The organism is Bacteroidetes bacterium endosymbiont of Geopemphigus sp., assembly GCF_002904345.1.
GTDB lineage: Bacteria > Bacteroidota > Bacteroidia > Flavobacteriales > Blattabacteriaceae > GSPS2-BC2016.
Map to the genome: position 1 here is coordinate 834,610 of NZ_PEIH01000005.1, position 12,244 is coordinate 846,853.

Sequence of the window (12,244 nt, forward strand, 5' to 3'; positions counted from 1 at the left end):
AAGCTTCTTTCACAGAAGACAAGCTTTCTTCATCTTTCGCCCCAATACAATCACGGCCGCAAAGGTACAAATGAGGATAATAGCTACCAAATAAGGAGATTTCTTGTTTTATATCTTTAAAATATCCCCCTCTGAGAGTAAGTAGACGGTAAGTCTTGAGAAAATGGGTAAGCGGAATAAGATTTGAAAAAAAACTGAATAATACCTAGCATTTGACTTACAAGCCAGGTAAAACCGCTGAGGACAAAACTTGGTGTAAGCAATAACAAATTAAGATTCCTGTAGCTTTAAGCTGATCGAGCAAGAGTAAACTCGTTAAGATTCCAATCAGAGAAGCCGATAGGATCAACAAGATAACAATAAATGTAAGACCACCTATATGATTGCTTAAAGGAATTCTAAAACATAGAGTAAAAATCCGTGAAGTAACCATATCAAAAGACTCATGAGAAGATAAGGCGCAATCTTCACAAAGATTTCCAGAACAGGAGAGTTTATATTATCAGATAAATTTCGCAAAAGTTTTCATCTCAAATTCGGAAGCAAAACTTAAAACTAAAGAAAGCACTTGCTGTAAAATAGTAAAAATAAAACCCGGCCATAGAAAATAGATATAATTAGCCGATCGATTGTATTTCTTTATAAATGTAAGTTGGAAAATTTCATACTGTATAAACGCAATTTTACCGGGAACTCCCTGCTTTCTGAGAGTTTCTATAAGAAACATCTGCCCAGAAAAGTACCAAGAACTTGTTGAATAGTCTTAGTTGCGTAATTGGAGGTTAACATTATCCGTATTTACATAATACAGCACCTCAGGATAACACCTGGTAAGAATATTCGACTTATATTTTGGAATAATCAGCACTCCATCAGCTTGGTTATGATGATCTTCTCATCAAGTCGTTTTCTCTCATGTAAAAGTGCAGCGATATTCAGGGTTTCGTCATCTTGAAGCAAGCTTACAAGTTTATAACTCATAAGCAAGTTGTCCTAATTAAATATGATGATGGGAAAATCGGTGATCTTTCACTTTTTATAGACAAATCCAAATAATATTTTATAATGAATTGGCGAATTCAAAAAGAGAATCTTCAAAACAGAATTCCCCCAAAATCTCTTCGGAGAAGAAAAAAGAAATTTTTAGATGAGATCATAATTCGATGGTAGTGATAGAGTTTGTCAAAAGAAATTTCAGAACCTCCGGATAAAGAGGATGAGCTTTAACTTTATAAAGTATTTCTCCAATATCATAATCAGGATAAACTGTGGAAATATCAGCATAGATCGTCAGCAAACTAATTAAAGTAACGCTCGAACTCCAGGAAGAACGATTGATATGATGGTTATGTATCATGATCCAACTACCCTTGCGTATACCCTTGCGTATAATTATGAATTTTAGATTCTGGCAAAGAAAAACGAAAATAAACGCTTTCATGTAGGTACCCGCTAAATAAAGTATAACCCGGTGTGATAAGTTCATCTGGTTGTAGTACTGTGTTTTCTACCATCATATCCGAAGTAAAAATGATAGTGAGCTCTTTAGCAGCGATATCTGATTCTTCTAAGGTCCCCAAAGTGCGCTCTTTCTGTCCATAAGCCATAGCTTTTAATCCTTACCGGGTACCTTTCGTGCTTCTTGAAGTTGAGCAAAGGTAGCATCTATCTGTGCTTTCGCTCCCTTTAATTTTGCAAAAGCACCATCATATTTTTACCGGACTATCAAATGCTCGTTGACAAGAAATTTAAGACGATCTATAGATTATTGGGCAAAAAGATATTGTTCTCTCAAGCAGTCGTACTGCACTTGAAGCTGGCGCAATTGATTAGGCATGGCTCTCTTTTTAGCCATATCATATTGAGTATATTAAGCTTTCAAAGCCCCACGTGCTTGACGCAATGTTAGCTTCTATCTCAGGTACATCAAGCAGAGCCAAGATTTGGCCTTTTTTTACAAAATCTCCTTCGGAGATTCTTAATTCAAGCATACGACCAGGTAATTTTCTCGATATGGAGTGGGCCTGACGTTTTAAACAGCCTTCTATAAAGTCTTTCATTTTTAGATTTATTTTCTTTACAGGCGGTTATAAATAAGATAATCGATAAAAGAAATAGGCATTTTTTCATAAATCGGTGTTGATTAAAGTGTCCACGTTCAAAATCCCATAAGCTTTATATAGTTTGATTGCAGTACTCCTCTAATCAACTATTGTGCGAATATAATCCAGTTGGACTTGCTCAAAAGCGCTTTCCGCCTCAAGACGTTCAATCACAGAAATCAAACTCTGCTAAAACTTTTATCGGCGATATCTAGCGTTTTTTGGCAAGTTTTCTCTTTCGCTATCTTGATTTAATCTGCTTTTCAGAAAGCTCTAAGTTGTCTATGGATTTTTTCCAAAAGTTCCAATTTTTCCAATGCCTCTTCTTTTTGATTTTCTGTTATATTTCTCTCGATCAGGATTTTCTCCTTCTCATGATTTAGATGGAAACCGTCAAAAAGCCCCCATTTCATACCCAATCCTAACATTCAAAAAGACTACCTACTGTTGATGAAATCTCAAATTGTTTCTTATACCTCTAAAAAAAGTACAAAAATTTACAGAATGTACTCCCATGAGAAAGACTTCCGAGAATCTGAAACTTTGGTAAGAAACTATATTTATTCATCTTTATTTTAAAATCATGAGCTCTCAAGGCAAGCCCACAAGAGCCTTAATCTCCGGACGATGATGGATCTTTCCAAGCGGTTTGTCTATTTTCCAGAGATTTAAAGTTAAAATAAGGGTATTAAGCACTTCATGAGAAACACCTGTTATCAAGACTATTTTATCACAGAGCAAGGATTTTCTAAAGAAGTATTCCAAAAACCTGGACTCCAACTCGAGTTGTGCCAGCCTTATTTTCTGACCCTCATAAAGAATAGCCAAACCAGCTTAGCACGATCCACTCGTTTTTTTATCCTTTTCCAGACGAAGACCCTCCTGGAGAGAGAACTTATAATTCTTGATCAAGGCTAATTAGTCAAAAGCGTTAAGAACTTCGATGATAACAGCGGTTATCTCTTTTTCCAATAAGAACCCTGCGCATTAGCCTTTTCCTCCATAGCTTTAACTGCATAGGGGAATTTGCAAGCCTAAAAAATCGTCATACGAGCAGTTAGACTTATATTTAACAGACTTCCGTCAATATCGAAATTTTGCAAAGCAGGAATAGAAAATTGAGAAAGTGCAATTAAAGGAAATTGAATTTTCAAATCACTTTTGAATGACTAGCCTGTTTATAGAACAAATAATTATAAAGCGCATTTACCTCTATTTTGGGGATATATCTTTGTCGTATCTGCTGGGTTTCTATATGAATCTTGGAAATCTCTGATTGTTGATTTTGAAGGTTTCGACTTTTTTGCAACGCACTCTCGAGCAGCGGAGTAATTTCTACTGATATATTTTGTTCAGAAATCGCTTAAAGGAATGAAAAAAATACCTATTAGAGCTACGATCCTATTTAAAATTAAAAGATATCTCACTAATTTTTATTTTATACAAGGAAATAAATATATAGATAAGAGCTTGAAAATAAAGGAACAAACATAAAAAACTCTTTAAATTTTATGAGTAAAACAAAATATTCATAAAATTCGATAAAGATTTAAATTTATCTACGTTTTTGAACTTATTATCATGCTAGGACACAACAAATGGACCAATATGAAACACAAAAAATCTACACAAGACAGCTAGGCGCGCTAAACTCTTTACTTATTATAAAAGAACTCTCCATAGCTTTTAGAGAATTCGGTGCAAATCCTCAGAAGAGCAATCCCAGATTAAGAAACGTCCTGATCAATGTCAAAGGATTAAATATCCCAAAAGATACTCTAAAAAATCATTTAAAAAGGTCTCTAGTAGTGATTGTGATAATTATCGGGAAATCTATTTTGAGGGATACGGACCTTACGGTATAGCCATTTTTGTAGAATGCACCACAAGCAACTTCACACATATCATAGCAAATATTCGTGCTATTTTTAACAGAGGTAGCGGAAATTTAGGTAAGAAAGGTGCCATGGATTTTATATCCAATCGAAAAGGTTTTTTTTATTTCAAAAACAAGATATTTGAAAACCATTGGAAGATTTTAAATTGAACATGATTGAAGGAGACACCGAAGATATTAATACCCATGAGGATTTTATTACCATCTATAGCAATTTTGAAGATTTTAGCACCACGCAAGCCTACTTAGAAAACTCGATGCAACACCTCGTTCAGCCAATTTAGAACGATTCCCAAAAAAAAACGCCAAAAGCCTCTCTATTGAAGAAGCCAAAAAAAATCTTATTACTTATTGATCGCTTTTAGACTGATGAAGATGTACAAAATGTATATCATAAATTAGAAGATGAGCGAAGTAATTACATACGAATCAGATGATTAAATCTTTACCCGTGAAGTGTCCATGCATAATTTAAAAATCGATGACCTTATATTATGGACAGAAAACATTTCTTGAAATTTTGCACCAGTGCCTCAGCCTTATCAACTCTGCCGAGCGCTTGTTTTGTAAATCATGGGTCACCCAAGTTAAGATATAAGATTCTTGATAAACCTTTATCCTCTTAAAAAGGGTGATAAAATTGCGCTTATAGCCCCTGCCTATAGTCAGCCACCTGAAAAAACATGCAAATGGCGTTAAAATGGATTAAGGAATGCGGGGCTTATAGCGATTAAGGATTACCTTAGCTCTTCTAAAGATTCAGGTCCTTTTTCTAGCATAATCAAGCAAAGAAGTAGTTTATTTCAAAAAGCCCTTAGTGATCCCGCGGTGTAAAAGCCCTGTAGTTTGTAGCCGTCGGCTATGGAAGTGTACATATTATCGATCGTATCGATTTCTCTTTACCGAATAAGGATCCAAAATGGATCATAGGTTATTCGGATATTACAGTTTTTCATGCCCATTTACAAATATGTTACCATTTTCCTAGTATACATGTAACTATATATAGCTACGAACATGCCGGAAAATACCCCTGAATCTTTTCAAACTCTCGAATCGACTCTTTTTGGAGCGCTTCCTTCCTATAGGATTCCAACTGACAAATTCTGTAAAAAAGGCAAAGGACGAGGAACTCTTTTAGACGGAAATCTTTCTGTGCTATATAATATTTGCGGAAGTCCCTCAGCGCTGAATACTAAAGATAGTCTATTTATAATTAAGGATATAGGAGAATATACTTACCATATTAACCGTATGCCAATGAATCTCAAACGCAATGGTAATTTTGATAAATTACATGGCCTTATTGTAGGTGAAGTGACCCATATGAAAGAAACCGATCGTCCTTTTAGAAAAAGGATAAAAAATATAATATTAGACATTGTTGCTAAGTATTCCTTTCCGGTTTTTTTTTGACTTTCCGGTTGGACATGAGACCAGATGATCAAGCTCTGGTAATGAGTCTACCCGCGGGACTTTCAGTAGGTCAAGAAAAAGCAACATTGAATTACCTATAAATGTAAGATACATAGGCGAAATATCTAATTATCCACCACTAAAATATTTTTAACTTTGACTAAGTTTTTGTAAGCAAAAAGGAAATTCATTTATCATAGATTTAAAAAAAATTGCCGCAGAAAAAGCATAAGAGATATAAAAAAGGTTTTTTATGCGTGCCTATAGAAAACTCTATCCATAACAGAAAAGACATAATTCTTAATATAATAAGCACTTATACAACCTATAGCTGTGCGAAACCTTATAAAAACAAATTCATTTTAACGCAATAAGCCAGCCCTCTGAGAAAAAATACGACAAACACATTATACGTATTGAGAATGCTTTTTGAAGGACTATGTAAATTTCAATTCGAAAAAAAACATTGGTTCCAATACCTAACCTACTGTTTATAAGTACTTTTCTTACATGCGCCTCTACTATATACTTGATAATGGCGAGACCTAATATTGAGCTGCATTGTTTACGGTTGCGACTTTTATTAGTTCAATGAAATTTTTCAAAGATACGGGGTATATCTTTTGGGGGAATGCCTGCTCCGTTGTCTGTAACTGTGATACGAAGCTTTTTATTGGAAAATAAACAAAAAACTGACCGTGATTTTTTTCACTACCGGCATAATTGATAGCATTCGCTATCAAATTGATTAATATACTGAATATCCCCAAGTAATATATATGGAAAATATATTCTTCATACATTGAAATAAGTACCTAGTTGTACTAGTCCTTAATTTCAAGTAAATCAAAAACCTCTTGCACAAGTGCAACAATATTAAAAGGTTTATAAAGTAATTCGGTCTTACCCAATTCCAGATCAAAAATCAGATCAAGATCTTTAACGATATAGATCAGACGCTATAACGATTTACCGATACGATTAAAGTATTTATATTTAATAGTATCGTTATCTATACCCCCTTCAATAAGCGTAAGCAGGTACCCTTGAGGTAAATAAAAAAGTCTTAAGTTCAATGAGATTTCTTATAAATTCTCTTTGATAATCCTTCTTTTTATTACCGGAATGGTTAAATTCTTGTGAGTTTTTTAAAAATTTTCTTCTGGCATACTTCTCCATTCTTTTTAATGGACATTTTCCGGATAAAAGAAGAACATATTTCAATAAAAAAACAAAAAAGTCGACGAACAGCCCTGTTTAAAATACCGCTCCTTCTTGAAAAAAGAAACTAAACAAATCGAAAGGCATTATAAAAAAGAGTATTTTTTCATGTATAAATCCTTCTTATAAAGCCTGCTTATAGAGCGTTCATTTTATATCCTACACCTTTGATGGTGAAAAAACGTTCATTACCGAATTTCTTCCTTATCTCATCGGAGATGTATATCTATTGTACGTTATCCTACCACTTCATTGGTTCAAATTTTTTATAAGTATTTCTTCACGCTTGAATACACGTTATGGATTAGAGGCTAGTAAAGCCACTATATTAAATTCCTTCTTAGAGGGATTTCTACATCGTTAAAAAACTTTATGGCCTTGCTTATCGATAAGAATAGAGCCTACGGAGGTAGGTTTCATCTATAGACTCACTCTGCGCACGACGCAAAAGTACCTTAATCTTGCTCAAAAAATCTTCGGCTTAATAAGCTTGTTGATATAATCATCAGCGCCGGCTTCAAATCCCGCGAGATGGGAATACTTTTCGAGACAAGCAGTAAGGAAAATCACAAGAGTTTCTTTTAGAAAAGGTGTGTTCTTAACGAGTTTACACATTTCTATGCCATCTATTTCTGGCATCATGATAAATCTATTAAAATAACATTTGATATCATTACCATGGTCCTTCTTAATCCTTCAGTTCCGTTCAAAGCTACTTCCACCTTATATCCTTCTTTAACCTAAATTATAAGAGAAGAAATTCAAGGATATCGGATCCATCATCTATAAGTAGTATCTTAGGTTCTGACATAGATTAGATTTTTTATCTAAATAATAATATTTTTATTATATTTTATAAAAAAAATAAGCATGCGATGAAAAATCGCGACTAGAAATACCTGATAAATTTGAGTAAATCCCAGAAAGGAGTGCCCGTAAGTTTGTGAGAGAATGATCTTGGTTTTTCTCAGATAAATAACTGATATAAAATGCATCCATAAACATAGGACGAATTTCTTGAAGATACATATGGGTACGATCAGCCAGATAAATCATTGTTTTTGGTGAAAAATGCCACAAATGCCTGGGAAGGTCATAGGCTGCCCAAAATTGCTTATAATATTGTGAATCCCAGCTCTTATAATTGGGAAGAGCAATGATACATCGACCTCCTGTTTTCAATAAATCAACCAACTTAAAAAGCAATTGCATAAAATCAGAAACATGTTCTAGTACATGCCAAAGAGTGATTAAATCGAAAGAAGCCGGCTTTGATTTGAGTTGATCCAAATTTTGATACACCTTATAACCCACTTTTTTTTTCGCCGAAAGACAAGCCGTTAAACTAGGCTCTATCCCTTTAACATTCCAACCATCTTTCTGACAAGACTGAAGAAAAAAACCGTTTCCACAACCATAGTCTAGCAAAGCGCCCTTATCAGGAAAGATTTTTCGGAGCCAACTTCGTTTTATCCTCAGATTCCAACTCCTGGTCCATTGATAAATAATATCAAATACAGAATTACTGACTTCTTTATGAGGAATATAAAATGAAGAATTGTAATATTTTTGAAATTCCTCACAGGAAGGCTGAGGCCATGTCATCAAAAGCTCAGATTCCAGATCTTCCAGTAAAGAAAAAGAATATTTAGGAGAAAAAAAGTTCTTTCCATATCGTCCCTCTGCCATAGGACGTCCTGTAATAGGAGAGCATGGAAGTTTCTCTGGTTCCACGTGAAACTTTTTCTAACGTCCCATGTGAATGATAAGCGCACTGATATCTGCCGGAGAAATTCCGCTGATTCTTGAAGCTTGAGCAATAGAATATGGACGGCGATAAATCAATTTCTCTTTCGCTTCAGAGGATAAGGTGCCTATTTTTAAATAATCAAAATTTTCTGGAATACGAATATTTTCAAGGCGTGTAAGCTTAGAGGCCATATGTTTTTCGCGTTCTATATATCCTTTATATTTAAGACGTATGGAAACTTGTTCTATTTCCTCTTGATTCAGAAGATGAGAAGTCAAATAAGATTGAATTTCCGGTACGCAAAAAAAGTCCTCTATCTTAATCTCAGGACGTGCCAGCACCAGAGCAACTCGAGTGGGCTGAGAAAGTAAAATGCTATTTTTTTCTTGAAGAACTGGATTTATAGAACTAGGATTCAAATTTGTTTTATCAAAAAAATTTATGCAACGTGCTATCTTTTTAAGTTTTCTTTCAAGTTTTCTAAGACGATGATCTTCTACCAGACCTAGTTGATGAGCATAGGGCGTAAGCCGCTCATCAGCATTATCTTGTCTAAGCAACAGGCGGTATTCAGCACGTGAGGTGAACATGCGATAAGGTTCTTCTGTTCCTTTGGTAACCAAATCATCAATTAACACCCCTATATAAGCTTCATTACGTTTTAAGAGAAAAGGCTCCTTTTCATAAATTTTAAGATGCGCGTTAATTCCCGCCATAAGCCCTTGCGCAGCGGCCTCTTCATAACCCGTAGTGCCATTAATCTGTCCAGCAAAAAAAAGGTTTTCTAAAGGTTTGGTTTCCAAAGAATGCTTTAATTGCATTGGCGAAAAATAATCATATTCTATAGCATAACCGGGTCTTAAAATTTTTGCCCCTCCAAATCCAGGAAGTTTACGCAACGCATTATACTGCACCTCTTGAGGAAGAGAAGTAGAAAAACCGTTAACGTAGACCTCAGAAGTGTTCCAACCCTCAGGTTCTACAAATATCTGATGCCGATCACGGCCGGAAAAACGATAAATTTTATCTTCAATGGAAGGGCAATAACGCGGACCTAGACTTTGTATAGTTCCATTAAACATAGGCGATCGATCAAAGCCCGAACGTAAAATATCATGTAACTGCTCATTCGTATAAGTAATATAACAACTGCGCTGATTTCTTAAAGAACATGTGTCTGAGTAAGAAAATTTCTGAGGTTTTTCATCGCCAGTTTGCTCTGTCATGCTTGAGTAATCCAGAGATCTGCCATCCACCCTAGGTGAAGTGCCCGTTTTCATACGGCCCTTAGAAAATCCCAAGGATTGGAGTTGTTCAGTAAGCCCTTTTGAAGATTTTTCAGAAACACGCCCGCCACTGAATTTCTTTTCACCGATATAAATTAAGCCATTAAGAAAAGTGCCATTAGTGAGTATTACCGCACGACTTTTGATTTCTACGCCCAAAGCAGTTTTGACGCCTCGCACATATCCATTATGTGTAAGAAGCTCGATAACAGTATCCTGAAAAAAATCAACTCTCAGAAGATTTTCCAGAGCTAAACGCCAGGCCTCAGAAAAACGCATACGATCGGATTGTGCCCTAGGGCTCCACATGGCAGGACCTTTGGATCGATTGAGCATTCTGAACTGAATCATTGTATGATCTGTAATAACACCTGAATAACCACCTAAAGCATCGATTTCCCGAACAATTTGACCTTTAGCAATTCCCCCCATAGCTGGATTGCAAGACATCTGGCCTATAGTCTGCAGATTCATGGTAATCAACAGTACCGATGAGCCCATACGCGCTGCTGCTGCTGAGGCTTCGGCTCCGGCATGACCACCTCCTACGACAATCAGATCATAAACATTTAGAAACATTATCAAGGTAGTTCCACGTGGAACATTTAAATTTTTGAGATAGTAAATTTAGATAAAAGTCCTCACGCGAACGCATAAGATCTTTTTGTTTGATGGTTTTATCCTTATAACCCAATAAATGTAAAACCCCATGCGCCATTACGCGGTAAAGCTCTGATTCAAAATATTGTTTCCATTTCAGAGCATTATCTTTTACTCTCTCTACGCTTATAAATATATCTCCGGAAAGAGTTTTTCCTTTTACATAATCAAAGGTGATAACATCAGTGAAAAAATTATGATGTAAATATATTTGATTAATAGTCAACAAATATTCATCATCACAAAAAATGAAGTTAATGTCGCCTACACAGGCATTTTCCTGGCGCATTAATTCTTTTAACCATTTTTTCAACAGAGTTTTTTGAGGAAGCTTAAACAGTGTCTCAAAAAAATAATGAATCATTTTTCGAAAACTAAAACCAAAAACCTAAGGTTATCTGAATACTATTCTTCTCCTTAAGATGTTTGTTTATCAGGAGAATAAATCCAAAACAAACGAAGAGGCCCAAATATACTGTCATAGCCGTAAGAGATGCCAAAGTCCGTAGATTTATATCTATGCAATTTCAAATCTTTAACTTGATCTTCAAGATTAGATATATTACTTAAAAAACTGATGTAATGATTATTAAAAATTTGATACTGCAACTCAGCACCTAATAAAAACTTATTCATACCATGAATATAAGCAAAGGAGTAGCCGTAGAAATACTTATTATTAATAAAACGCCTTTGATTTATTCCACCCAAATAATTTTGCACACCATAAAAATTCTTTAATTGAGTAAGGCAATCATATTTTTTATCAAATGTAGATCGAAGTCCTAAAGAAGATCTTAAACGAATCGTCTAATCCCTGTAAAAAGGAAAATTCATTTGAACCGAAGCTTCCAGAGAAAAGTTTTTTTGATCTTTAAATTTTTTTTGCTCTATGCTATTTTTATCTGTATTGAAAAAAGAATGATCTAGAAGATTACATTTTAAAACGCTATCAAAAATAAAACTCTTATGGGGAAAATTTAGATTATCTACGTTATCTGCTTGTAAAGAAATATAAGCGCTCTATAACACACCGCGCCATTTATAATCTTTAAAAGATCTTAAATTCTTTATAAGTATTTTATGTTCCAGGACAGCACTGGCCACATACTGATCTTTCAATATAGATTTTGCATATAAACGTTGTGTAATCTCATAATTTCTAAAGTAATCACTACTTCCGGAAAGATGGACATCTCCAAATGATGTAAGAGAGGTTAAAGATTAAAATTGATCATAATCAAAATAATATCCCAAGCTAGTACGCCAGCCGTTATCTGCATAATAATTAAAAGTTCTACGAGGATTATCTCCTAAAATCAGATCAGCTGACATAAAAGCATTTTTTGAAAAAAGCTCTCTGGAGGTTAAGTTGAATAATACTCCTTCTTAAAAGGATGGCTATAATGTACACATACTTTAAAAAGAAGCTCGCTGGGATTTTCCTGAATAGTAAATACTAGGTAATCAACCAATTAAGAGGTTACGAGCTTATAATTAACATTCAGAAAATTTCCTGTAGCATATAACGCTTTTACTCGGTTTCGAAGTTTTTCATAAGTAGTTCTCTTAAAGAGTTGAATACCTATTTTAGGTAACACATAGGTAGGCTCGTATTGATCAAGATCATCGACTTAATCAAGACCATCGACATGGATGCTGGTTATAAATATGGAGCGCTCCTTTACAAGAGGAGGATTTACCGGAAAAAACTCTTTCTTTTGAACACGAACCAATTTTTCAAGTGATTCAATGGATTGCATAGCCGCTTTTTCCCCCTTATTGATGATTTTTACTTTCGCAATAAAATCCACTATGCAGTATTGTTTTATTATATCCGGGACGATCAAAATATCCGCGACCTTTCTTTGCTCAATATTATCAAGGGAACTCCCATAAGAAGCGACCTTCT

General features: G+C 34.8%; 14 protein-coding genes and 3 pseudogenes. 3 read left to right on the forward strand and 14 right to left on the reverse strand.

All coding sequences use genetic code 11. The features are described 5' to 3' along the window. Nucleotides 1-502: 502 nt before the first annotated feature. From CS842_RS05270 to CS842_RS06965, 5 genes are all read right to left on the reverse strand, one after another. A complete protein-coding gene (locus tag CS842_RS05270; RefSeq protein ID WP_103327800.1) occupies nt 503-727 on the reverse strand; it encodes a hypothetical protein in 225 nt (74 codons plus the stop codon). Between the two features lie 426 nt (nt 728-1,153). Next, nucleotides 1,154-1,357 (reverse strand): hypothetical protein, encoded by a 204-nt coding sequence (locus CS842_RS05275; RefSeq protein ID WP_103327801.1) that lies wholly within the window; start codon nt 1,355-1,357, stop codon nt 1,154-1,156. A 7-nt stretch (nt 1,358-1,364) separates the two neighbouring features. Continuing rightward, the gene (locus CS842_RS05280) at nt 1,365-1,607 is read right to left on the reverse strand and encodes a hypothetical protein (RefSeq protein WP_103327802.1); all 243 of its coding nucleotides are present in this window, start codon (nt 1,605-1,607) and stop codon (nt 1,365-1,367) included. 249 nt (nt 1,608-1,856) lie between these two features. Next, on the reverse strand, nt 1,857-2,060 hold the full coding sequence (locus CS842_RS05285; protein WP_103327803.1) for a biotin/lipoyl attachment domain-containing protein: 204 nt from the start codon (nt 2,058-2,060) through the stop codon (nt 1,857-1,859). A gap of 633 nt (nt 2,061-2,693) precedes the next feature. After that, nucleotides 2,694-2,930, reverse strand: a complete 237-nt coding sequence (locus CS842_RS06965) for a hypothetical protein (RefSeq protein WP_103327804.1) — start codon at nt 2,928-2,930, stop codon at nt 2,694-2,696. A 1,003-nt stretch (nt 2,931-3,933) separates the two neighbouring features. On the opposite strand from CS842_RS06965, the gene CS842_RS08015 reads away from it, so the two are divergent. The 3 genes and pseudogenes from CS842_RS08015 (at nt 3,934) to CS842_RS05305 (ending at nt 5,415) form a co-directional block, all read left to right on the forward strand. Continuing rightward, the gene (locus CS842_RS08015) at nt 3,934-4,149 is read left to right on the forward strand and encodes a YebC/PmpR family DNA-binding transcriptional regulator (protein WP_430537317.1); all 216 of its coding nucleotides are present in this window, start codon (nt 3,934-3,936) and stop codon (nt 4,147-4,149) included. A gap of 719 nt (nt 4,150-4,868) precedes the next feature. Further along, nucleotides 4,869-5,036 (forward strand): annotated as a pseudogene (locus tag CS842_RS08020) (LD-carboxypeptidase); the annotation flags it as partial. After that, entirely contained in the window at nt 5,017-5,415 is a 399-nt protein-coding gene (locus CS842_RS05305) for a hypothetical protein (RefSeq protein ID WP_103327806.1), read from the forward strand. The pseudogene CS842_RS08020 and the gene CS842_RS05305, both read left to right, overlap by 20 nt. 588 nt (nt 5,416-6,003) lie before the next feature. Here CS842_RS05305 and CS842_RS08025 read toward each other — a convergent pair. The 9 genes and pseudogenes from CS842_RS08025 to CS842_RS05340 all read right to left on the reverse strand — a co-directional run. After that, nucleotides 6,004-6,078: pseudogene (locus CS842_RS08025) on the reverse strand (ATP-binding protein); the annotation flags it as partial. Between the two features lie 360 nt (nt 6,079-6,438). After that, nucleotides 6,439-6,594 (reverse strand): hypothetical protein, encoded by a 156-nt coding sequence (locus CS842_RS06970; RefSeq protein WP_195909901.1) that lies wholly within the window; start codon nt 6,592-6,594, stop codon nt 6,439-6,441. Between the two features lie 507 nt (nt 6,595-7,101). Next, nucleotides 7,102-7,278 (reverse strand): response regulator, encoded by a 177-nt coding sequence (locus CS842_RS05315; protein ID WP_103327807.1) that lies wholly within the window; start codon nt 7,276-7,278, stop codon nt 7,102-7,104. A 204-nt stretch (nt 7,279-7,482) separates the two neighbouring features. After that, on the reverse strand, nt 7,483-8,370 hold the full coding sequence (locus CS842_RS05320) for a class I SAM-dependent methyltransferase (protein WP_103327808.1): 888 nt from the start codon (nt 8,368-8,370) through the stop codon (nt 7,483-7,485). Between the two features lie 12 nt (nt 8,371-8,382). Beyond that, entirely contained in the window at nt 8,383-10,251 is a 1,869-nt protein-coding gene (gene mnmG / locus CS842_RS05325; protein ID WP_103327809.1) for a tRNA uridine-5-carboxymethylaminomethyl(34) synthesis enzyme MnmG, read from the reverse strand. Next, entirely contained in the window at nt 10,232-10,696 is a 465-nt protein-coding gene (gene ybeY / locus CS842_RS05330) for an rRNA maturation RNase YbeY (protein WP_103327810.1), read from the reverse strand. Before ybeY ends, mnmG begins: the two co-directional genes overlap by 20 nt. Before the next feature lie 53 nt (nt 10,697-10,749). Further along, entirely contained in the window at nt 10,750-11,055 is a 306-nt protein-coding gene (locus CS842_RS05335) for a hypothetical protein (RefSeq protein ID WP_103327811.1), read from the reverse strand. Nucleotides 11,056-11,556: 501 nt separating this feature from the next. Beyond that, nucleotides 11,557-11,706 (reverse strand): annotated as a pseudogene (locus CS842_RS07245) (hypothetical protein); the annotation flags it as partial. Nucleotides 11,707-11,966: 260 nt separating this feature from the next. Continuing rightward, nucleotides 11,967-12,146 carry a hypothetical protein gene (locus CS842_RS05340; protein WP_103327812.1) on the reverse strand — a complete coding sequence of 60 codons (180 nt, stop codon included), beginning with the start codon at nt 12,144-12,146 and terminating at the stop codon, nt 11,967-11,969. Nucleotides 12,147-12,244 lie beyond the last annotated feature (98 nt).